The sequence below is a fragment of the Agromyces molybdatiresistens genome (genome assembly GCF_052748445.2).
Genome location: NZ_CM188258.1, coordinates 1,787,964 through 1,809,887 on the forward strand (window position 1 = coordinate 1,787,964; position 21,924 = coordinate 1,809,887).

At 70.9% G+C, this 21,924-nt stretch carries 18 protein-coding genes; 13 read left to right on the forward strand and 5 right to left on the reverse strand.

The genetic code is table 11. The annotated features are described in order from the left end of the window. Positions 1–6: 6 nt before the first annotated feature. The gene (locus tag ACULK2_RS08250; protein ID WP_445969626.1) at positions 7–561 is read left to right on the forward strand and encodes a MerR family transcriptional regulator; all 555 of its coding nucleotides are present in this window, start codon (positions 7–9) and stop codon (positions 559–561) included. 103 nt (positions 562–664) lie between these two features. Here the strand turns inward: ACULK2_RS08250 and ACULK2_RS08255 are convergent, their stop codons facing one another. Continuing rightward, the gene (locus tag ACULK2_RS08255) at positions 665–1,507 is read right to left on the reverse strand and encodes a ParA family protein (RefSeq protein ID WP_445969625.1); all 843 of its coding nucleotides are present in this window, start codon (positions 1,505–1,507) and stop codon (positions 665–667) included. Positions 1,508–1,587: 80 nt separating this feature from the next. Here ACULK2_RS08255 and ACULK2_RS08260 point away from each other — a divergent pair, with 80 nt between their 5' ends. Genes ACULK2_RS08260 through def form a run of 3 tightly spaced genes read left to right on the forward strand, consistent with a single transcriptional unit; the run spans position 1,588 to position 6,897 of the window. After that, complete coding sequence (locus ACULK2_RS08260; RefSeq protein WP_445969624.1) at positions 1,588–4,992, forward strand: pyruvate carboxylase; 3,405 nt, start codon at positions 1,588–1,590, stop codon at positions 4,990–4,992. 38 nt (positions 4,993–5,030) lie between these two features. Beyond that, on the forward strand, positions 5,031–6,392 hold the full coding sequence (locus ACULK2_RS08265; RefSeq protein WP_445969623.1) for a MinD/ParA family ATP-binding protein: 1,362 nt from the start codon (positions 5,031–5,033) through the stop codon (positions 6,390–6,392). A gap of 13 nt (positions 6,393–6,405) precedes the next feature. Then, positions 6,406–6,897 (forward strand): peptide deformylase, encoded by a 492-nt coding sequence (gene def, locus ACULK2_RS08270; protein ID WP_445969622.1) that lies wholly within the window; start codon positions 6,406–6,408, stop codon positions 6,895–6,897. Positions 6,898–6,987: 90 nt separating this feature from the next. Here def and ACULK2_RS08275 read toward each other — a convergent pair whose 3' ends face one another. Beyond that, complete coding sequence (locus ACULK2_RS08275; RefSeq protein WP_445969621.1) at positions 6,988–8,823, reverse strand: AMP-dependent synthetase/ligase; 1,836 nt, start codon at positions 8,821–8,823, stop codon at positions 6,988–6,990. Positions 8,824–8,966: 143 nt separating this feature from the next. Between ACULK2_RS08275 and ACULK2_RS08280 the strand changes: the two genes are divergently transcribed. The 3 genes from ACULK2_RS08280 to ACULK2_RS08290 all read left to right on the forward strand — a co-directional run bounded on the left by ACULK2_RS08280 (position 8,967) and on the right by ACULK2_RS08290 (position 12,130). Next, positions 8,967–9,914, forward strand: coding sequence for an ROK family glucokinase (locus ACULK2_RS08280; RefSeq protein ID WP_445969620.1), 948 nt, complete (start codon positions 8,967–8,969; stop codon positions 9,912–9,914). A gap of 50 nt (positions 9,915–9,964) precedes the next feature. Continuing rightward, on the forward strand, positions 9,965–10,660 hold the full coding sequence (locus tag ACULK2_RS08285) for a lysophospholipid acyltransferase family protein (protein ID WP_445969619.1): 696 nt from the start codon (positions 9,965–9,967) through the stop codon (positions 10,658–10,660). Between the two features lie 99 nt (positions 10,661–10,759). Next, a complete protein-coding gene (locus tag ACULK2_RS08290) occupies positions 10,760–12,130 on the forward strand; it encodes a class II 3-deoxy-7-phosphoheptulonate synthase (RefSeq protein WP_445969618.1) in 1,371 nt (456 codons plus the stop codon). A gap of 133 nt (positions 12,131–12,263) precedes the next feature. On the opposite strand, the gene pknB is transcribed toward ACULK2_RS08290, so the two are convergent. Both pknB and ACULK2_RS08300 read right to left on the reverse strand, forming a co-directional pair. Continuing rightward, positions 12,264–14,144 (reverse strand): Stk1 family PASTA domain-containing Ser/Thr kinase, encoded by a 1,881-nt coding sequence (gene pknB, locus ACULK2_RS08295; protein WP_445969686.1) that lies wholly within the window; start codon positions 14,142–14,144, stop codon positions 12,264–12,266. Positions 14,145–14,268: 124 nt separating this feature from the next. After that, positions 14,269–15,489, reverse strand: coding sequence for a LysM peptidoglycan-binding domain-containing protein (locus ACULK2_RS08300; RefSeq protein ID WP_445969617.1), 1,221 nt, complete (start codon positions 15,487–15,489; stop codon positions 14,269–14,271). Positions 15,490–15,677: 188 nt separating this feature from the next. On the opposite strand from ACULK2_RS08300, the gene ACULK2_RS08305 reads away from it, so the two are divergent. Then, entirely contained in the window at positions 15,678–15,962 is a 285-nt protein-coding gene (locus ACULK2_RS08305) for an Rv2175c family DNA-binding protein (RefSeq protein ID WP_501044996.1), read from the forward strand. Between the two features lie 12 nt (positions 15,963–15,974). Here ACULK2_RS08305 and ACULK2_RS08310 read toward each other — a convergent pair whose 3' ends face one another. Then, a complete protein-coding gene (locus ACULK2_RS08310) occupies positions 15,975–17,087 on the reverse strand; it encodes a polyprenyl synthetase family protein (RefSeq protein WP_445969615.1) in 1,113 nt (370 codons plus the stop codon). Between the two features lie 77 nt (positions 17,088–17,164). On the opposite strand from ACULK2_RS08310, the gene ACULK2_RS08315 reads away from it, so the two are divergent. From ACULK2_RS08315 to ACULK2_RS08335, 5 genes are all read left to right on the forward strand, one after another. Next, complete coding sequence (locus ACULK2_RS08315; RefSeq protein ID WP_445969614.1) at positions 17,165–17,551, forward strand: SCO2097 family morphological protein; 387 nt, start codon at positions 17,165–17,167, stop codon at positions 17,549–17,551. Between the two features lie 448 nt (positions 17,552–17,999). Continuing rightward, complete coding sequence (gene mraZ, locus ACULK2_RS08320; protein ID WP_445969613.1) at positions 18,000–18,431, forward strand: division/cell wall cluster transcriptional repressor MraZ; 432 nt, start codon at positions 18,000–18,002, stop codon at positions 18,429–18,431. A gap of 105 nt (positions 18,432–18,536) precedes the next feature. Beyond that, entirely contained in the window at positions 18,537–19,490 is a 954-nt protein-coding gene (rsmH, locus tag ACULK2_RS08325) for a 16S rRNA (cytosine(1402)-N(4))-methyltransferase RsmH (protein WP_445969612.1), read from the forward strand. Continuing rightward, positions 19,487–20,068: a cell division protein FtsL gene (gene ftsL / locus ACULK2_RS08330; RefSeq protein ID WP_445969611.1), complete on the forward strand. Its 582-nt coding sequence runs from the start codon at positions 19,487–19,489 to the stop codon at positions 20,066–20,068. The genes rsmH and ftsL overlap by 4 nt, the downstream gene beginning before the upstream one ends. 50 nt (positions 20,069–20,118) lie before the next feature. Then, positions 20,119–21,912: a peptidoglycan D,D-transpeptidase FtsI family protein gene (locus ACULK2_RS08335; protein ID WP_445969610.1), complete on the forward strand. Its 1,794-nt coding sequence runs from the start codon at positions 20,119–20,121 to the stop codon at positions 21,910–21,912. Positions 21,913–21,924: the final 12 nt, after the last annotated feature.

Sequence of the window (21,924 nt, forward strand, 5' to 3'; positions counted from 1 at the left end):
GATCGGATGAGCGAGCTCGATCGGAGCGAACGAACACGATACGACCTCGGACTGCTCTTCACCGACGGCCTGCCGGAGCACGACGACGGCACGGGATATCGCGGTGCGGTCGCGGCTCGTGCGGCGGGCATCAGCTATCGCCAGCTCGACTACTGGGCTCGGACGGAGCTCGTCGAGCCCACGGTCCGCGGTGCCGCCGGTTCGGGGTCGCAGCGCCTCTACGGGTTCCGCGACATCCTCGTCCTCAAGCTCGTGAAGCGACTGCTCGACACGGGGATCTCCCTGCAGCAGATCCGGATCGCGGTGACGCAGCTCCGCGAGGCGGGAATCGACGACCTCGCCCAGACGACGCTCATGAGCGACGGTGCCAGTGTGTACCTGTGCACGTCCGACGACGAGGTCATCGACCTCGTCAATCGCGGGCAGGGCGTGTTCGGCATCGCGGTCGGCAAGGTGCTGCGGGAGGTCGAATCGACGCTGGTCGAGCTCGACACCCAGCGGGCCGACGAGGTCGACGAACTCGCCGCGCGTCGCGCCCGCGCGTCGCGTCGCATCTCCTGAGGCGTCCGACGTCGCCGCGTCCGCACGCGGTGGGAGAACCTCGTCCGAACGCCGAGGAGCGATCGCGGCCGAAGGTGACGTTCCGTGACGCCCGATCCGGGGCTCAGCGCTGCGGCGCGTCGAGCTCCATCTGCGGGGGTCCGGACTGGGCGAAGTCGCCGATCCGCGCCGTGCGCAACACGCGCTCCAGGAGCTGGTCGAAGTGGTTCGACATCTCCTCGGCGCTCTCGCCGGGCCACATGTGCAGCGGCTTCGCCGCGCCCTGGGCCTGCTGCAGCGAGGTGCGTTCCGGCAGCTGCGGGCTGAGCACGAGCGGGCCGAACATGTCGCGCAGCTCCTTGATGCGGAACTGGTGCTCGAGGGACTGCACGCGCGCGCGGTTCACGATGATGCCGAGCGGCTGCAGTCGCGGCGAGAGGCCGCGGCGGATCTCCTCGATCGCACGGAGCGCGCGGTCGGCCGCCGCCACGGAGAACAGCCCCGGCTCGGTGACGACGGCGACGCGGTCGCTCGCAGCCCACGCGGTGCGCGTCAGGGCGTTCAGCGACGGCGCGCAGTCGATGAGGACGAGCTCGTAGTCGGACTCGACGTTGGCGAGCGCCTCCTCGAGCTTCCAGATGTCGCGGATCGACGGGTGCGGACCGTCGTAGTTGATGGCCGACGGGCTGCCGATCATGACGTCGATGGTCGACTGCGGGTTCGACCTCGTCCAACCGCTCGGAGCGATCGCCGAGCGGACGATCTTCTCCTTCGGCGACGCGAGGACGTCGGCGACGTTCAGGTGACCGGACACCTGGATGTCCATGCCGGTGGAGACGTCGGACTGCGGGTCGAGGTCGACGACCAGGGTGCGCACGCCGCGCGCGAAGGCGGCCGACGCCAGTCCGAGGGTGACGGTCGTCTTTCCGACGCCGCCCTTCAGGGAACTGACCGAGAGAACGTGCACGAGCGAATACGTTACCGTTACTCGCACGGCGATACCTAAATGTTCGCTGTGCGGAGAAGCCCCCATCCGGAAAGGCCTGCATGTTCTCGAAGATCCTGGTCGCCAATCGCGGTGAGATCGCCATCCGGGCGTTCCGCGCCGCCGTCGAGCTCGGTGCGAAGACCGTCGCCGTCTTTCCGTATGAGGACCGCAATTCGCTGCACCGGCTGAAGGCGGACGAGGCCTACCAGATCGGCGAGCCGGGACATCCGGTGCGCGCCTACCTCGACGTGTCGGAGATCATCCGCGTCGCGAGGGAATGCGGAGCGGACGCGATCTACCCGGGCTACGGCTTCCTCTCCGAGAACCCCGAACTGGCCCAGGCCGCGGCCGACGCGGGCATCACGTTCATCGGTCCGCCGACGCGTGTGCTCGAGATGGCCGGGAACAAGGTGACGGCCAAGCAGCAGGCGATCGCCGCGGGCGTGCCGGTGCTGAGGTCGACCGAGCCATCGACCGACGTCGAGGCGCTCCTCGGGCAGGCCGACGAGATCGGCTTCCCGATCTTCGCGAAGGCCGTCGCGGGCGGCGGCGGGCGCGGCATGCGCCGCGTCGACCGCAAGGAGGACCTCCGTCGCTCGCTCGAGGAGGCGATGCGCGAGGCCGACAGCGCCTTCGGCGACCCGACGATGTTCCTCGAGCAGGCCGTCCTCCGCCCCCGGCACATCGAGGTCCAGGTGCTGGCGGATGGCGCGGGTGAGACCGTGCACCTGTTCGAGCGCGACTGCTCGGTGCAGCGCCGCCACCAGAAAGTGGTCGAGATCGCGCCGGCGCCGAACCTCTCCGACGAGATCCGGGAGGCGTTGTACCGCGACGCCGTCGCGTTCGCGAAGTCCATCGGCTACGTCAACGCGGGAACGGTCGAGTTCCTCCTCGACACGGCGGGGGAGCGCGCGGGCCAGCACGTGTTCATCGAGATGAACCCGCGCATCCAGGTCGAGCACACCGTCACCGAGGAGGTCACCGACGTCGACCTCGTGGTCGCGCAGATCCGCATCGCCGCAGGGGAGCACCTCGACGACCTCGGCCTGACCCAGGACCGCATCCACCTCCGCGGTGCGGCCCTGCAGTGCCGCATCACGACCGAGGACCCGACCGCCAACTTCCGGCCGGACACGGGCAAGATCACGACGTACCGCTCGCCGGGCGGCGCGGGCATCCGCCTCGACGGCGGCACCGTGAACCCGGGTGCGCAGATCAGCCCGCACTTCGACTCGATGCTCGCCAAGCTCATCTGCCGCGGGCGCGACTACCAGCAGGCCGTGACGCGCGCGAAGCGCGCCCTCGCCGAGTTCCGCATCCGCGGCGTGTCGACGAACATCCCGTTCCTGCAGGCGGTCATGGACGACCCGCACTTCATCGCGGGCGACCTCAGCACCTCGTTCATCGACGAGCGGCCGCAGCTCGTACGGGGCCGCGTCTCGAAGGACCGCGGAACCAAGATCCTCAACTGGCTCGCCGACGTCACGGTCAACCAGCCGAACGGTCCTGCGCCCACGACGGTGGCGCCGACCGAGAAGCTCCCGGAGATCGACCTCGCGGCGCCCGCTCCGGCGGGCTCCCGGCAGCGGCTGCTCGAGCTCGGTCCGACCGGCTTCGCCGCGGCGCTCCGCGCGCAGACCCCGCTCGCCGTCACCGAGACCACGTTCCGCGACGCGCACCAGTCGCTCCTCGCCACCCGCGTCCGCACGCGGGACCTCGTCGCGGTCGCACCGTACGTCTCGCGTATGACGCCCGAGCTCCTCTCGGTCGAGGCGTGGGGCGGGGCGACGTACGACGTGGCGCTCCGCTTCCTCGGCGAGGACCCGTGGGAGCGGCTCGCCGCGCTGCGCGAGTCGCTGCCGAACATCAACATCCAGATGCTCCTGCGCGGACGCAACACGGTCGGCTACACGCCGTACCCGACCGAGGTCACCGACGCCTTCGTCCAGGAGGCCGCGGCGACCGGTGTCGACATCTTCCGGATCTTCGACGCGCTGAACGACGTCTCGCAGATGCGCCCTGCGATCGAGGCCGTGCTCGCCGCGGACACGCCGATCGCCGAGGTCGCCGTCTGCTACACGGGCGACCTGCTCGACCCGCGGGAGGACCTCTACACGCTCGACTACTACCTCCGCCTCGCCGAGCAGATCGTCGACGCGGGCGCCCACGTGCTGGCGATCAAGGACATGGCGGGACTGCTGCGCCCCTCGGCCGCCGAGAAGCTCGTCGCGGCGCTCCGCGAGCGCTTCGACCTGCCGGTCCACCTGCACACGCACGACACGGCCGGCGGGCAGCTCGCGACGCTGCTCGCGGCGAGCCGGGCCGGGGTCGACGCGGTCGACGTCGCCAGCGCCCCGATGGCGGGCACGACCAGCCAGCCCTCCGCGTCGGCGCTGGTGGCGGCCCTCGCCCACACCGAGCGCGACACGGGTATCTCGCTCGACGCGGTCTCGGACCTCGAGCCGTACTGGGAGGCCGTGCGCCGCATCTACCGTCCGTTCGAGTCGGGCCTGCCCGGTCCCACCGGCCGGGTCTACCACCACGAGATCCCCGGCGGGCAGCTCTCGAACCTCCGGCAGCAGGCCATCGCGCTCGGCCTCGCGGACGACTTCGAGCTCATCGAGGACATGTACGCCGCGGCGAACGAGATCCTCGGCCGCGTGCCGAAGGTCACGCCGTCGTCGAAGGTCGTCGGCGACCTCGCTCTGCACCTCGCGGCGGTGAAGGCCGACCCCGCCGACTTCGCCGCCAACCCGGAGAAGTACGACGTGCCCGACTCGGTCATCGGCTTCATGGCCGGCGAGCTCGGCGACCTGCCCGGAGGCTGGCCGGAGCCGTTCCGCTCCAAGGTGCTCGCGGGTCGCGACGTGCGCGTCGGCGTCACGGAGCTCACGCACGCGCAGCGTCGCGGACTCGCGGAGCCGGGCGTCGAGCGCCAGGCGCTGCTGAACTCGCTGCTCTTCCCGGCGCCGACCCGCCAGTTCGAGCAGATCCGCGAGCTCTTCGGCGACCTCTCGGTCGTCGACACCGTCGACTACCTCTACGGCCTCCGGCCCGGGTCCGAGCACGTCGTGGAGATCGACCGGGGCGTGCGGCTCTACGCGGGTCTCGAGGCGATCGGCGAGGCCGACGACAAGGGCATGCGCACGGTCATGACCATCCTGAACGGCCAGCTCCGGCCGGTGTTCGTCCGCGATCGGAGCATCACGGTCGAATCCCGTGTGGCCGAGAAGGCGGATGCCTCCCAGCCCGGGCACATCGCCGCGCCGTTCTCCGGCGTGGTGACGCTGCAGGTCGAGGCGGGCGCCGAGATCGAGGCCGGCCAGGCCGTGGCATCCATCGAGGCGATGAAGATGGAGGCGGCGATCACGTCGCCGGTGGCCGGCGTCGTCGAGCGCGTCGCGATCCCGAAGACCCAGCAGGTGGAGGCGGGTGATCTGCTCGTCGTCGTGCGCCCGGGCTAGACTCGGGACTGTTCCGCACTGATGAGGAGGGGAAATCGGTGGCAGAGCACGAGGACGACCAGGATCGCGGCGAGCGCCGCTCCGTCTCCCGCACGACGGCCGATCGGGCACGGTCGGGCGGTGCGCACGCGGCCGACGACGTCGACGTGCGCGTCGACCTCCCGCCCTCGCCGGCGCGGGTCATGCCGGAGGACGAGGTGGCCGTGGCGATCGACGACGTCGCGGTCGATCCCGGCGACCTGACCGCGGTGACGACCGGACGGACGTCGGTCGACGTCGTGCCCGCGCTGGCCGGTGCAGGCCACAGGTCCGCCGCGCGGCGCGACCCGTCCCCGTACGGGGCACTGCTCGCGGCAGACGGCGCACGGCTCCGGCGGGAGCGCGTCACGACCGACACGGGAGCGCACGTCGCGATCGTCGCGGACGGCGAGAGCGCCGTCGCGCCCGCCGAGGTGCCCGAGACGGCCGAGTCGCTCACCGCCGACCGCCTGATCGACCTGAACCGCACGACTCGCCCGGCGCCGCAGGGCGGCATGAACCGGTTCCTCTACGAGGCGACGTTCCACCTGGTCAACCTGGGCGACTCGGCCAAGGTGCGCGCACACCGGGAGATGAGCGAGCGCATCCGCCGCCGGTTCGAGGGTGGTGCGCGGTTCGTGCCGGTGCTCACCCGCAAGGGCGGCGTCGGCAAGACGACGGTGACCGCGCTGCTCGGCATGGCTCTCGCAGACGCGCGCGACGATCGGATCATCGCGATCGACGCGAACCCCGATCGCGGCACGCTCGCGGAGCGCGTCGACCGGCAGACCCGCGAGACGGTGCGCGACGTCGTCGCGAAGGCGTCGTCGATCGGCGGGTACACCGACTTCTCGCGATTCGTCTCGCGCGACGAGACGCGCCTCGACATCCTCGCGTCCGACACCGACCCGTCGCTGTCCGAGGCGTTCGACGACAACGACTACAACGTCGTCGCCGGCCTCGCGGCACGCTACTACTCGCTCGTCCTCACCGACTGCGGCACCGGCATCGTGCACTCGGTCATGCGGGCCACGCTGCAGCGCGCCGATTCGATCGTGGTGGTCTCCGGAGGCAGCGTCGACGAGGCACGGCTGGCGAGCGAGACGCTCACGTGGCTCGAGGCGAACGGGTACGGCGAGCTCGTCCGCAACGCCGTCGTCGCGATCAACCTGGCCACGCAGGGCACCCACCTCGTCAAGGTCGACGAGATCGAGGCCCACTTCCAGTCTCGCGTGCGCGAGATCGTACGGATCCCGTACGATCCCCAGCTCGCGGCGGGCTCGGTGGTGAACTGGAGCGACCTTCGCCCGGTCACCCAGCACTCGGCCCGCGAACTCGCCGCCCTCGTGGTGGAAGGCCTGCCCGTCGAACGCGGGCACTGAACACGGAGCACCATTGCCGGAACGACCCATTCGCCTGTTCGGCGACCCCGTCCTGAAGACCGTCTCGAGCCCCGTCGACCTCGTCGACGACCGTGTCCGATCCCTCGTCGAGGACCTCGTGGACAGCGTCCGGCTCCCGGGTCGCGCGGGCGTCGCCGCGCCCCAGATCGGGGTGAACCTGCGCGTCTTCAGCTACAACGTCGACGGCGAGATCGGGTACATCATCAATCCCGTCCTCGTCGAGGTCACCGGCGATCCCGAGCTCGTGGACGAGGGATGCCTCTCGGTCCCCGGTCTCTGGCACAAGACCCCGCGGCACCCGTTCGCCCGCGTTCGCGGGATCGACCTCGAGGGCAACGAGATCGAGCTCGCCGGCGAGGGGCTCATGGCCCAGGCGCTGCAGCACGAGACCGATCATCTCGACGGCATGCTCTACCTCGACCGGTTGGAGAAGGACGAACGCCGCGCGGCCATGCGGGCCGTCCGCGAGTCGGACTGGTTCTGACCCGTCCGCATCGTCGCGGCGACGCGCTCCCCGGAAACCACGGATGCCCCGCGGCACGAGCCGCGGGGCATCCGTTCGTGAGGAGACGGATCAGCTGATGATCGAGTGGCCCTCGGTCGCCGGGGCGCCGGAGTAGAGACCGTCGATCTCGGCCGAGAAGTCATCGAGGATGACGTTGCGCTTGATGCTCATCTTCGGCGTGAGGTGTCCGCTGTCCTCCGTGAACTCCGTGGGCAGGATCACGAACTTGCGGATCGACTCGGCGCGCGAGACATGCTCGTTCGCGGCATCGATCGCGCGCTGGACCTCGGCCAGGACGGCGGGGTTCTTCGCAGCCTCATCGACCGACATCCCCGCGTCCTCGTGGTGGTTGTTCAGCCACACGGGCAGCATCTCGGGGTCGAGCGTCACGAGGGCCGAGATGAACGGCTTCTGGTCGCCGACCACGACGACCTGCCCGACGAGCGGGTTCGCGCGGATCGGGTCCTCGAGCGCGGCCGGCGCGACGTTCTTGCCGCCGGCCGTGACGATGATCTCCTTCTTGCGGCCGGTGATCGTGAGGAAGCCGTCGGCGTCGAACTGACCGATGTCGCCGGTCTTGAACCACTCGCCGTCGAAGGTCTCTGCCGTCGCCTCGGGGTTCTTCCAGTACTCCTTGAAGACGTTGATGCCCTTGACCTGGATCTCGCCGTCATCGGCGGTGCGCACCGAGACGCCCGGCAGGGCGGGGCCGACGGTGCCGATCTTCGACTTCGTGGCCAGGTTCACCGTCGCCGGCGCGGTCGTCTCCGTGAGGCCGTAGCCCTCGAGGATGGTGATGCCGAGGGCGTGGTAGAAGTGGCCGAGGCGCGGGCCGAGCGGCGCCGAACCGGACACGGCGTACTTCACGTTGCCGCCCATCGCGGCGCGCAGCTTGGAGAAGACCAGCCGGTCGAAGAGCGCGAACCTGAGCTTCAGGCCGAGGGGGACCCGGCCGCCCGACTCGAGCGCCGTCGAGTAGGCGACCGCGGTCTCGGCGGCGGCGTGGAAGATCTTGCCCTTGCCGCCGGCCTCGGCCTTCTGCTCGGACACGTTGTAGACCTTCTCGAACACGCGCGGGACGGCGAGGAGGAAGGTCGGCTTGAAGCTGCCGAGCGAGGGGAGGAGCTGCTTGGTGTCGGGCTGGTGTCCGACCCGCACGCCCGCGTGTACGCAGAGCACCGAGATGAACCGCGCGAAGATGTGCGCCGTGGTGATGAACAGCAGCGTCGAGGCGCCGTTCGGGTCGAGCACGACCTCCTCCAGCGCGACCGCCGAGTTGCGGCAGAGCTCGACGAAGTTCGCGTGGGTGAGGACGCAGCCCTTGGGCTTGCCCGTCGATCCCGACGTGTAGATGAGCGTGGCGATGTCGGAGCCGACGGCGAGGTTGCGACGGCGCTCGATCTCGTCGTCGGGGATGTCCGATCCCGATGCGGCGAGCTTGTCGAGGTCGCCCAGGTCGATCTGCCACACGTTGCGGATGGCGGGGAGGTCGGGATGGACCTCGTCGAAGCGTGCGAAGTGATCGGCCGTCTCCAGGATGACCGCGATCGCGCCGGAGTCCCCGAGGTTCCAGCGCACCTGCGCGGGCGAGCTGGTCTCGTAGACGGGAACGAGGACCGCTCCGGCGAACCAGGCGGCGAAGTCGATGAGCGTCCACTCGTAGCGCGTCTTGCTCATGAGGCCGATCTTGTCGCCCGGCTGGATGCCCGCAGCGACGAGGCCTTTCGCGAGGGCGACCACCTGCGCGTGGAACTCACGGGTGGTGACCGGGCTCCACCCGCCCTCGGCGGTCGGCAGCGAGAACAGGACGGAATCGGGCGTGGCCCTGACCCGTTCGACCAGGAGGTCGGTGGTGTTCGCGTCGGGGTCGGCGGGGACCAGGGGCGCGGTGGTGAACTCGATCACGGTAGCTCCTTCGGCACCGGGAGGGTCGTACGGGGTTCGGGGTCGCACGACCACGGCAGTGGGTTGACTACACTCTAGTCGGTGCGGCGCGGGCTCGACCCGGCCGCTTCACACCCACGCACCCCCGGCGAAAGGCGTTCGACGTGCATGCGATCGGCATCGACATCGGCGGCACGAAGATCGCCGGCGCAGTGGTCGACGAACTCGGCGGCATCGTCCGTTCCGCACGGGTCCCGACCCCCGTCGACACGGTCGCGCTCGAGGACGCCGTCGTCGCGATGATCGGGGAGCTCGCCGGAGGCGAGCGCATCGACGCCGTCGGCGTGGCGGCGGCGGGCTTCATCGACGCCGCGCAGTCGACCGTGTACTACGCCCCCAACATCGACTGGCGGAACGAGCCGTTCCGCGAGAAGCTCGAGGCGCGCGTCGGAGGCAACGTCGTCGTCGAGAACGACGCCAACGCCGCCGGCTGGGCCGAGTTCCGGTTCGGCGCCGGCCGGATGGTCAGCGACATGGTCATGCTGACGATCGGCACCGGCGTGGGCGGCGCCATCGTCGCGGGCGATCGGCTCTTCCGCGGCGGGTTCGGCGCGGGCGCCGAACTCGGCCACCTCCGATTGGTGCCGAACGGCGTCGCATGCGGCTGCGGCCAGCACGGATGCCTCGAGCAGTACGGCTCGGGGCGCGCGCTCATGCGGATGGCCGACGAGATCGCCGATGCGGGCGGGATCGGGCAGAGCCTCGCGCGAGCCAGGGAGGAGCACGGCGCGCTCGACGGCACGATCGTCGGCGGACTGATCGCCGCCGAGGATCCGGGTGCGGTCGCCGCGCTCCGACAGCTCGGCCGTTGGCTCGGCGAGGCGTCGGCGAGCCTGTCCGCGATCCTCGACCCGCAGCGGTTCGTGTTCGGCGGCGGCGTCGCCGTCGCGGGTGAGCTCCTGCTCGCGCCGATCCGCGAGGCGTACCTCGAGCACCTCCCCGCCCGCGGATACCACCCCGAGCCGGACTTCGTGATCGCCGAGCTGGTCAACGACGCCGGCGTGGTCGGCGCGGCCGACCTCGCGCGGGTCTGGGTCGAGGAGCACGCCTGACGCCTGCGGCGATAGGCTTGCCGGGCAGCGGGACGAGACGGAGGACCAGCGTGTTCTACTGGATCATGAAGCACATCGTGGTGGGGCCGCTGCTCCTCTCGATCTTCCGACCGTGGGTCGTCGGGCTCGAGCGGGTGCCGAAGGACGGACCGGTCATCCTCGCGTCGAATCACCTCTCCTTCATCGACTCGATCTTCCTGCCCCTCATCGTCGACCGACCGGTCGTGTTCCTCGCCAAGAGCGAGTACTTCACGGGCAAGGGCCTCAAGGGCTGGGCGACGCGGGTGTTCTTCCAGGCGGCCGGCCAGCTGCCGATCGACCGGTCGGGCGGCAAGGCGTCCGAAGCCTCCCTCAACACGGGCCTCCGCGTGCTCGGCGAGGGGCGCATCCTGGGCATCTACCCCGAGGGCACGCGCAGCCCGGACGGCAAGCTCTACCGGGGGCGGACCGGCGTCGCCCGCATGGTGCTCGAGGCCGGTGTCCCGGTCGTGCCCGTGGCGATGATCGGCACCGCCGAGATCATGCCGATCGGCACCCGCCTGCCGAAGGTGCGTCGCGTCGGCATCGTCTTCGGCGAGCCGCTCGACTTCTCCCGGTTCCACGGCATGGAGGGCGACCGGTTCGTGCTCCGCTCCGTGACGGACGAGCTCGTCTACGACCTGCGCGCGCTCAGCGACCAGGAGTACGTCGACGTCTACGCGAGCACCCTCCGAGAGCAGCGGGCGGCCCAGACGCCCTCGCGGTAACCCGGCGTCCTGCCGCGGTAGGCTGGAGCCACGGCGTCGCGACGTGCGGCGCCCGTTTCCGTTCAGCGCCGCGTGCGCCCGAACCCTCAGGACAGTCCAGTGGTACAGCTCGTCGAGCCGGTCGTGAATGCAGATCCATCCGTGATTGCCGGCCTCGACTATTGGCGGACGCTGCCGATCAAGCAGCAGCCGACCTGGCCCGACGCCGAGGCCGCGCACGCGGTGTCCGCCGAGCTCGCGACGCTGCCCCCGCTGGTGTTCGCGGGCGAGGTGGACATGCTCCGCGACCGCCTCGCGGCCGCCTCGCGCGGCGAGGCGTTCCTGCTCCAGGGCGGCGACTGCGCCGAGACCTTCGCCGGAGCCACGGCCGACCAGATCCGCAACCGGGTGAAGACCGTGCTGCAGATGGCGGTCGTGCTCACGTACGGCGCGTCGATGCCGGTCGTGAAGATGGGCCGGATGGCGGGTCAGTTCGCCAAGCCCCGCTCGAGCGACACCGAGACTCGCGGCGGCGTCACGCTGCCCGCCTACCGGGGCGACATCGTCAACGGGTACGACTTCACCCCCGAGTCGCGCACGGCCGACCCGTCGCGCCTGCTGCAGGGCTACCACATGGCGGCATCGACGCTGAACCTGATCCGAGCGTTCACGCAGGGCGGCTTCGCCGACCTCCGACAGGTGCACGCCTGGAACCAGGGTTTCGCGGCGAACCCGGCGAACGCGCGGTACGAGAAGCTCGCGCGCGAGATCGATCGCGCGGTCAAGTTCATGGACGCCTGCGGCGCCGACTTCGACGAGCTGCGACGGACCGAGTTCTACACGGGCCACGAGGGCCTGCTCATGGACTACGAGCGCCCGATGACCCGCATCGACTCCCGCACCGGGACGCCGTACAACACGTCGGCCCACTTCATCTGGATCGGCGAGCGCACCCGCGAGCTCGACGGCGCCCACGTCGACTTCCTGTCGCGCGTGCGCAACCCGATCGGCGTGAAGCTCGGCCCCGCCACGACGCCCGAGACCATGATGGAGCTCGTCGAGAAGCTCGACCCGCACCGCGAGCCGGGCCGGCTCACCTTCATCACCCGCATGGGCGCAGGCAGGATCCGCGAGGCGCTGCCGCCCCTGCTCGAGGCGATCAAGCGCAGCGACGCGAACCCGCTGTGGGTCACCGATCCGATGCACGGCAACGGCATCACGACGCCGACGGGCTACAAGACGCGCCGCTTCGACGACGTCATGGACGAGGTCGCGGGCTTCTTCGAGGCGCACCGAGCCGCGGGCACCCACCCGGGCGGCATCCACGTCGAGCTCACCGGCGACGACGTGACGGAGTGCCTCGGCGGTTCCGAGCACATCGACGAGGCCACCCTCGCGACGCGCTACGAGTCGCTGTGCGACCCGCGCCTGAACCACATGCAGTCGCTCGAACTCGCGTTCCTGGTCGCGGAGGAGCTCGCCGCGCGCTGATCGCGTGGACCACCGTCGACGGGCGGTCGTGGCAGCGGATGCCGCGGCCGCCCTCCGGTGTCCGGCCTCGCGTCGTGGTGCGCGTGCGGCTTCACTGCCCGAGACCTCGCGGTCGGATCGGACGACTCCGACCTCAGAGTGTGAGCGAGCCGACGATGCGCACGCTGCTGCCCCGCGGTGCGAGTTCGGCGGCGGCCGGCGCCTGCTCCTTCACGGTCGCGAGCGGCAGGAAGAGGTCGGGCAGCTCGTATGCGACCGAGAAGCCGGCCGCCTCGAGCTCCGCGATCGCGTCGGACATGGTCTTGCCGACCACGTTCGGCACCTCGACCGGGGCCGGCCCCTTGGACACGGTCAGCCGAACGGTGTCACCCGGGTTCATCGGGTCGTCGAGCCATTCGGCGGTGATGACGACGTCGACTGCGACGTCGTCGGAGAACTGCGGGTCGGCGAACTCGACCTTCAGCCCGACGCCATCGAGGCGCGTCTGCGCTTCGCCGATCGCGAGACCCTCGACCGGCGGGACCGGGCCTGCCGACACGACGAGGGACAGCTCCCCGAGCTCGGCGTACTCCGTACCGACGGGCGAGCCGTCGGCGGCGAGCACGGCGATGACGAGCCCCGATTCGACCTCGGCGGAGAACTGCTTCGTGCTCGCCTCGCCGACGGTGAAGTCGGACAACTGCGCGCGGGCGTCGGACTCGGGTTGACCGACCACGTCGGGGACCGCCAGCATCTGCGGCCCGGTCGAGACGAACATCTCGACCGTCGACCCGCGGCGCGCCAGGTCGCCGGCCGGCGGATCCGTGCCGATGACCTGGCCGATCGGGACGACGGGATCGTTGCGGTCCACCGGTTCGACGGCGAAGCCGGCGTCCTCGAGGGTCTGGGTCGCGTTCTGGGGCAGCATCGCGGCGGTCTCCGGGATGCTCGCGAGCGCACCCGGACCGGCGCCGAAGTACCAGCCGGTGCCGACCGACAGACCGGTCACGAGCAGCACGAGCGCGAGCAGCCAGTAGCCGCGGTTGCGGCGACGGTTCGCGGACCGCTCCAGTGCCGCCGTGTCGTCATCGGCCTCCTCGGCCGTCGCGGTGAGCGCGGCGCCGCCGGGCGCGAGCACCCGGGTCTCCGCGGTCGGGGCCCCCGCCGCGCCGCTGATGACCAGCGTGTCCTGCATTCCCGTGTGCGTCTGCGCGGGCCGGAGCGCGGGCTCGATCTCGCGCAGGCGCTCGAGCATGACCCTGGCGTCGGCCGGGCGCTGGTCGGGATCGCGCGAGGTCGCCCACAGTACGAGCGCGTCGAGCTCGGGCGGGACGGACGGGGCGCGCGTGCTCGGCGCGGGCACGGACTCGTTGGCGTGCTGGTAGGCGATCTGCATCGGCGCCTCGCCGACGTAGGGCTGCTCGCCGGTCAGCATCTCGTACGCCATGATGCCGAGCGCGTAGATGTCGCTCCGCGCGTCCGCGAGGCCGCGCGTGACGAGTTCGGGGGAGAGGTACGCGATCGTGCCGAGGAGTGCCTGGCCGGTCCCGGTGTTCGCGCTCGCGGCCCGCGCGAGGCCGAAGTCGCCGAGCTTGATGCGCCCGTCGTCGGCGAGCAGCACGTTCTCGGGCTTGAGATCGCGGTGCACGATGCCGGCCTTGTGGGCGGCGGCGAGGCCGGACAGGACCGCATCGAGGATGTCGATGGTCTGCTCGGGCGTCAGCCGCCTGTAGTCCTTCAGGAGGTCGCGCAGGGTGATTCCGGGCAGGTACTCCATGACGAGGTACGCCATGTCGGCGTCCTGGCCCTGGTCGAACACGTTGACGACGTTCGGATGTGCCAGCCGGGCGGCCGAGCGCGCCTCCTGGACGAACCGGGTCTTGAACGTGTTGTCGTCGGCCAGGTGGCCGTGCATGATCTTGATCGCGACCCGTCGCTCGAGGCGGAGGTCGGTCGCGAGGTAGACCGTCGCCATGCCGCCGCGCGCGATGCGCGAGCGCACCTGATACCGGCCGTCGACGAGACGGCCGATCATCGGGTCGGCGGGTGGCGCGGTGGTCACCGTACGAGTGTACGAAGCGGCATATGCCGTTTCGTGAACAAACGCCGGGACCGCGGCGAAACGAAACGGCATCGTGACGAACGGTCGCCGACTCCGGTCAGCCGAGTTCGTCGAGCCAGCGGCGAGCGGATGCCTCCCACCTGGCGTAGTGCTTCGGATGCGCGCTGTGCTGCACGGCCTGCGCGGCATCCGTCACCGACATCCCTGCCCAGCCGTCGACGTCGAGGAGGCCGGGCGTGCGCCCGTCGTTCGGCGTCGTCGGCCCGCCGTAGAACGCGGTCGCCGAGCGAACCGGGTCGAGGACCTGCTCGGGAGTGCCCCAGCCCTGGCTCGGACGCTGCTGGAAGAGACCGAGCGAATCGCGATCGCCGTGGCCGAGGTTGCGCAGCCCCGACTCCTGGGCCGCGGTCGCCAGCGCGATGACGATGCCGCGATCGGGGACGCCGAGCGCTCGGCCGACGTCCACGATGATCCGGGCGTTCGCGCGCATCTCGTCGTCGAGGCGCACCTCGAGCGCGGCGACGCTCGTCGCCTCGACGACCGCGGCGCGGACCACGATGCGCTGCCCCGGGCGGATGATGCTCGCGGCCGTGAGCCCGTTGAGCTCGAGCAGGTGGTCGAGGCCGACGCCGTGGCGTTCGCCGATCCCGATGAGCGTGTCGCCCTCGGCGACGACGTGCGTCATCTCCGTGGCCGGCGTCGCCGCGGAGGGTGGGTCGACGGATGCCGCGGCGTGGCCGGACCCGGGGATGGTGATGGCCTGCCCCGGGAAGATCGGACTGGAGCGACCGAGTCCGTTCGCGCTGAGCACGACGCCGACGTCGAGCCCGTACTCGGCCGCGATCGCGATCATGGTGTCGCCGGGTGCGACGATGTGACGCGCGATGGAGGCCTCCGGCTCGGGCGCCGCGGCCGGCGTCCCGCCCGGGAGCGCGAGCCGCTGCCCGGGGAAGATCAGGCTCGACCAGCTCAGGCCGTTCTCGGCGAGCACTTCCGCCGTGGAGATCCCGTATCGTGCGGCGATCGCGCTGACCGTGTCGCCCTGCTTGACCAGCACCTCGCGGGGGATCGTCGACGCCGGTGCCGCCTGGCTCGGGATCGGCGCTCCGGGCGTCTCCTTCGCCTTCGGCTGGCGCTTCACCGACTGCGGCGCGCCTTCGGCCGGCTGGGCGATGCCGAGCGTCACGGCGATCGCGCCGACGACGGCGATCGGGATCGTGAGGAGACGGCGGACGCCCGTGCGCCGGAACGCGGGCGTCCGGTGTCCGGCTCCCGCTCCGACCTCCCCGTCGGGCCTGGTCCCCGAGTGCTGCCTCATGTTCCCCCTCCGCAGGATCGCGGATGCCGTCACGGTCTCACGGCGGGCAATGCGAGTCAAACTCATCCACGCGCGTCGCGACGCGCGGATGGAGCGGCTTCCGACGATGGTCGGGGCCGTGGCAGTCTTGACCTGTGACGGACGTCGAGCAGACCGAGTGGCTGACCATCCCCGAGCTGGTCGAACGGATGGGGCAGAGTCCCGGCCGGATCCGGCGCCTGATCGACGATCGACACCTGCTCGGCGCACGCATCGACGGGGTGCTGAAGGTGCCCGCGTCCTTCCTCCGGGACGACGCTCCGTTGCCTGAGCTCCACGGCACCGCCATCGTCCTGGCGGATGCGGGCTTCTCCGACGAGGAGGCGCTCGACTGGTTCCTCGCCGAGGAGGACAGCCTCGGGACGACGCCGATCGCCGCACTCCGCGCGGGACGCAAGGCCGAGGTCCGTCGGATCGCCCAGGCGCTCGCCTGACTCGGCGGCCCGTCAGCTCTCGCGGCGCGTGACGGCGCGCGCGAGGCCGGCCAGGTCACGCGCGGCCTCAGGGTCGAGGTCGGGCGACTCGAGCGCCTCCATGGCGAGCACGGTGTTCCCGGCGATGACGGCCTCCACCTCGTCGACGGCGCCGCAGTCGCGGATCGTGTCCTGGAGCATCCGGATCTGGTCGGTGTCGAGCTGCGGATCGCCGAGCAGTTCGTCGAGCAGCCGGCGCTGGCCGGGAGCGAGTCGCTCACGGGCGATCGCGACGAGCACGGTCCGCTTGCCCTCGCGGAGGTCGTCGCCGGCGGGCTTGCCGGTGACCGCGGGGTCGCCGTAGACCCCGAGCAGGTCGTCACGGAGCTGGAACGCGATCCCGAGCGGGAGCCCGAACGCCCGGAGGGCCTCGAGCTGACGCGGCGAACCGCCTGCGATCGCGCCGCCGATGGCGAGCGGGGCCTCGATGCTGTAGCGGGCGGACTTGTGGACGACGACCCGCTCGGCGCGAGCGCGCTGCTCGGCCTCCGCACGCGTGAGCCACGCCCGCTCCTCGAGGATGTCGAGGTACTGGCCGACCGTGACCTCGGTGCGCATGCGGTTGAACTCGAGGCGCGCATCGCGCGCCGCGGTCGCGTCGCGCAGGGCGGCGAGGCCTTCGTCGAGGAGTTCGTCGCTCCACCCGAGCAGCAGGTCGCCGAGCAGGATCGCGGTCGCGCTGCCGTAGTCCTCCGCGCTGCCGGACCAGGAGCCGTCGCGATGCTGCGCCTCGTACACGCGGTGCGCCGCCGGTGCGCCGCGCCGGGTGTCGGAGTGGTCGATCAGGTCGTCGTGGACCAGGGCGGCGGCATGGAAGACCTCGAGCGCCGCCGATGCCGAGACCACGGCGTATCGCTCGGCGGTCGCTTCTGCCCCGCTGCGATCGCGCGCGGGCCCGCGCACGGCGTCGAACCCGAGGCTGCAGAACCGCGCTCGGAACCGCTTGCCGCCGCTGAGAAAGCGCTTCGAGAATGCGGCGAGCGGGTCGAGGTCGTCGCTGATGGAGTGGAGAATGGAAGCACGGTCGGCGAGGAACTCCTCGAGGCGTTCGTTCACTGCATCGACGAGTCGGGGAGCATGGGCCACGCGCCTAGCCTAGCGAGGGCGCGGAGGACTAGAATGAGCGTCACGAAGCGTCGGTCCCGAGAACTGAGGGGAATGAGATGCCGCTTTCGGAGCAGGAGCAACGCCTTCTCGAGGAGATGGAGCGGAACCTCTACAAGAACGACGCCGACTTCGTCGCGACCGTCGGAGGTGGCGGGCGCGGGCGCCCCAACTACCGGGCCATCGTGCTCGGCGTCCTCCTCGCCGTCGCCGGCGCCGGCGCGCTGATCGGCGGCGTGGCCTCCCAGCTCACCGTCGTGGGCGTGCTCGGCTTCGCGCTGATGTTCGTCGGCGTCCTCGTGGCGATCACGCCGTCCAAGCGACGCGGGGCCACGGCGACCTCGATGCCGACCGGCGGCGGGTCGACGAGGACCGCCAAGCCGCAGGCGGGGTTCATGGACCGGCTCAACGAGCGTTGGGACCGTCGCCAGGAGGGTCGCGACTGACGCCCTCGCGGTCGAGCGCGACCGACTGACCAGCACCGACTGACGGGCCGATCTCCGATCGGCCCGTTTCTCGTGCGATCCTCCGCATGCGCCGACGGCGCGCCACCGCGGGACGCGGGCCAGCCCTTGGCCCGCTCGGCCCCGCCTCCCTCCACTTCCCACCACCGCGCCGGCGCACGCGAGGCGGCGCACGGGTCGGTCCCGTGACCTGCGTCGCTCCGGCGTCGTCGGCGTGCCAGGACCCCCCGCCTGCGCCATGAAACCGCGCGATCACCGCCGTCGGCACGCCACGTGCCATCCACTTCCCTCCACCTCGGAGTTCCCTGAGAATCCGGGCCTGCACTGAGCCGAAAGGGTCGGAAGCGGAGCAATGTCGTTGTTTCGTGGAGGGGAGTGGAGTAAAGTGGGGATCGCACCTGGTTCCTGGCCGGAGGATGGGGGTGACGGGATGTTCCTCGGAAGCTACGAACCGAAGCTCGACGAGAAGGGTCGCGTCATTCTTCCGGCGAAGTTCCGGGATGAGTTGTCGAACGGCCTCGTGCTCACGCGAGGTCAGGAGCGCTGCATCTACGTGTTCAGCGCGCGGGAGTTCGAGGACATGAGCGACAAGATCCGCCAAGCCCCCGTCACGAGCAAGCAGGCGCGCGACTACATGCGCGTCTTCCTCTCCGGGGCCTCCGCGGAGACCCCCGACAAGCAGCATCGGGTCACCATCCCCGCCAACCTCCGCGCGTACGCGGGGCTCGACCGGGACCTCACGGTCATCGGCGCGGGGAGCCGGGTGGAGATCTGGGATGCGACGGCGTGGCAGACGTACCTCGCCGAGCAGGAGGCGGCCTTCGCAGAGACGGCGGAGGAGGTGATCCCCGGACTCTTCTGAGTCTCCGGGCCCCGACTCCCAGCCGTGCGAGCCTGCTGCACTTCCCCGCAGCAGGACGAACGGATGGGGATCGGGACCCGGAGGCCCGGGAACGAGGGAGATTTCATGGACATCGAACGGATCCACACGCCGGTGATGCTCGAGCGCACGCTCGAACTCCTGGCACCCGCGCTCGAGCGCGACGGCGCCGTGTACGTCGACGCGACCCTCGGCATGGGCGGTCATTCGCGGGCCGTGCTCGAACGGTTCCCGAACGCGACCGCGATCGGCCTCGACCGCGACACCGACGCGATCGGGATCGCGAGGGAGCGACTCGCCGGGTTCGGCGACCGCGCACGGTTCGTGCACACGGTCTACGACGGCATCGCCGAGGCGGTCCGCGGCGAGGGGTTCGACGAGGTCGATGCGATCCTCTTCGACCTGGGCGTCTCGTCGCTCCAGCTCGATCGGGCCGAACGGGGCTTCGCGTACTCCAAGGACGCGCCGCTCGACATGCGCATGGACTCGACGCGCGGACGGACCGCCGCGGACGTCATCGCCGAGTACTCGGAGGACGACCTGCGGCGGATCTTCCGCGACTACGGCGAGGAGAAGCTCGCCGCTCGGTACGCCCGGGCGATCGTACGGGCGCGCGCCGACGCTCCGATCACCCGGTCGGGGCGACTCGTCGAGGTGCTGCACGACGCCACCCCCGCCGCGGTGCAGCGGGCCGGCCACCCGGCCAAGCGCGTGTTCCAGGCCCTGCGGATCGAGGTCAACGAGGAGCTCTCGGTGCTCGAGCGGGCCCTGCCCGCCGCGCTCGACCTCGTCGCCGTGGGCGGCCGCATCGTCGTGCTGTCCTACCAGTCGCTCGAGGACCGGCTCGTCAAGCGCGTCCTCGCCGCGGCATCCACATCCACGGCACCCGCGGGGCTGCCGGTGGAGCTTCCGGAGCACCGCCCGCAGTTCCGGCTCCTCGTCAGGGGGGCCGAGCTCGCGAGCGAGTCCGAGCAGGCGGAGAACCCGCGTGCGAAGCCGGTGCGGCTGCGCGCCGCAGAACGAGTGAGGAGGCCGTCGTGAGTGCACTGCCGGCCCAGACCCGACCCGCCAGGCGTCGGGCTCCCGCGGCGGCGCCGCGGCTCCGCCCGGCGCCCGAGCCGGGTGCGAGGCGTGCGCGACCGAGGCTCGCCTACGCCGTGGTCGCGCTCGCCTCCATCGGGGCGATCGCGGTCGTCCAGCTGCTCCTGTCCATCGCCATGACTCAGGGGGCGTACGAGATGGACGAGCAGCTCCTCCGTCAGGCTCAGCTGCAGCGTGAACAGCAGAAGCTCTCCGACGACCTGGACCGCCTCGAGTCGCCGCAGTTCCTGGCGGCGAACGCGGAGGCGCTCGGCATGGTCCCGAACGGCGCACCCGTCTACCTCCGCCTGTCCGACGGGGCGGTGGTCGGCGACCCCACGGCCGCCGCCGGCACTGCGACATCGTCCGCCGCGCTCGTGCCCAATGCGCTCATCGACGGCGTGCCGCTCGTGACCGAGCAGGCCGCGGGGGAGACTGCGAAGGAGAAGGGAGGCGGCAAGCCCGCGACGCCTGCGGACGGCGCACCGGCCGCTCCGCCGGCGCTCACCGGAGGCCTGCCGACGCCCGCGACGCACTGACGTCGCTCCACCCAGACCACGACCCGAGACCGGACGGAGCGAACCAGCCGATGAACCGAGTGAGCCGCCATCCGATGCGCCGCATCGTCGCCGCAGGGCTCGCGCTGGTGCTCATCGTCGGCTGGTTCGTCATCCGGCTCGTGGACATCCAGGTGGTGCGCGCCGCCGAGTTGAACGAGGCCTCCGAGGATGTGCGCTCGGAGACCCGGGTGATCTACGGAGAGCGCGGCGCGATCGTCGATGCGAACGGCACGGTGCTCGCGGAGAGCGTCATGCGATACCACATCACGATCTCGCCCAAGCAGGCGATGGCCACCCAGACGTTCGAGCGGCAGGGCGAGGACGGGAAGCAGATCGACGTCACGCTCGACGAGGCCCTCGCCGAACTCGGCGAGGCGATCGGGCGACCGGGCGCCGACCTCCGGGCCCAGATCGAGGACGAGCTCGCCGCCGATCCCGACGCGGACTTCTCGTACGTCGCGAAGCGGGTCGACACGGAGACCTACGAGCGCGTCAAGGCGCTGGGCATCCCGTTCGTCTACTCGGACGAGGTGCCGAGCCGCCGGTACCCGAACGGCGCCGTCGCAGGCAACCTGCTGGGCTTCGTCACCGACGAGGGCGAGGCCGGAGCGGGCCTGGAGTACTCGGAGAACGCGTGCCTCGCGAGCGAGGACGGCGAGATGACCTGGCTGCACAGCCTCAAGGACTGGGTCGCGATCCCGGGTTCCGAGGTCGTCAACGAGCCGGCGCACGACGGCGGCGACCTCCAGCTCACGATCGACGCCGACCTGCAGTACTTCGTGCAGCGGATCGCCGCGGCGCGTGTCGCCGAGACCGGCGCCGACTGGGCGACCGTCACCGTCATGGAGGCGAAGACCGGCAGGCTCCTCGCGGTCGCCGACGTGCCCACGGTCGACCCGAACTCGCCGAGCGCCGTCGAGGCCGACGATCGCGGCTCGCGCGCCTTTTCGGCGCCGTTCGAGCCGGGTTCGACGTTCAAGGCGCTCACCTCGGCATCCGTCATCGACGCCGGCGAGGGATCCCCGACGAGCGGGGTCACGGCCGACTACCGGTATCTCCCGCCCAACGGTGCGAACATCAACGACAGCCACTACCACGGGCCGACGAACTACACCATGACGGGCATGCTCATCGACTCCTCCAACACCGCCATGTCGATGTTCGGCGAGAAGGTCAGCGACGAGCGCCGGTACCAGGACATGCTCGACTTCGGCCTCGGAGCCGTGTCCGAGGTCGGATTCGCGGGCGAGGAGCCGGGCGACCTCCACGGCGGACCCGACGCGTGGGACAACCAGACCAAGTACGCGACCATGTTCGGCCAGGGCCTCACGACGACGGCGATCCAGATCACGAGCGCATACCAGACGCTGGCCAACGGCGGCGTGCGGATGCCGGTGACGCTCGTCGAGGGATGCCGGCAGGACGACGGCACCCTGACCGAAGTCGCGTCCGACGAGGGGCGCCGCGTGGTGTCGGAGCAGGCCGCCGACGACACGAGCCGGATGCTCGAGCAGGTGTACCTCAACGGCTGGCTCGCCGACCAGTGGGAGATCCCGGGCTACCGGGTCGCCGCGAAGACCGGCACGGCGCAGGTTCCGGACGGCAACGGCGGCTACCAGGCGGGCTACCTCGTCTCGGTGTCCGGCTTCGCACCGGCGGACGACCCCGAGTTCGTCGTTTCGGTCAGCATCATGAACCCCGTTAAGATGAACTCGTCCGCCGCATCGGCTCCCGTCTTCCAACAGGTGATGAGCCAGGTGCTGAAGAAGTATCGGACCGTTCCGTCCGGCGCCCAGGCGCCCGAATTGCCAGCAACCTGGTGAGAAAGTTGGGTT

Coding starts and splice junctions, on each gene's coding strand:
- ACULK2_RS08250 (WP_445969626.1), top strand. CDS start 7: ATGAGCGAGCTCGATCGGAGCGAACGAACACGATACGACCTCGGACTG.
- ACULK2_RS08260 (WP_445969624.1), top strand. CDS start 1,588: ATGTTCTCGAAGATCCTGGTCGCCAATCGCGGTGAGATCGCCATCCGG.
- pknB (WP_445969686.1), bottom strand. CDS start 14,144: ATGATCGGCCGTCTCGTCGACGGCCGGTATCAGGTGCGCTCGCGCATC.
- ACULK2_RS08300 (WP_445969617.1), bottom strand. CDS start 15,489: ATGAGGCAGCACTCGGGGACCAGGCCCGACGGGGAGGTCGGAGCGGGA.
- ACULK2_RS08305 (WP_501044996.1), top strand. CDS start 15,678: ATGGGGCAGAGTCCCGGCCGGATCCGGCGCCTGATCGACGATCGACAC.
- ACULK2_RS08315 (WP_445969614.1), top strand. CDS start 17,165: ATGCCGCTTTCGGAGCAGGAGCAACGCCTTCTCGAGGAGATGGAGCGG.
- mraZ (WP_445969613.1), top strand. CDS start 18,000: ATGTTCCTCGGAAGCTACGAACCGAAGCTCGACGAGAAGGGTCGCGTC.
- rsmH (WP_445969612.1), top strand. CDS start 18,537: ATGGACATCGAACGGATCCACACGCCGGTGATGCTCGAGCGCACGCTC.
- ACULK2_RS08335 (WP_445969610.1), top strand. CDS start 20,119: ATGAACCGAGTGAGCCGCCATCCGATGCGCCGCATCGTCGCCGCAGGG.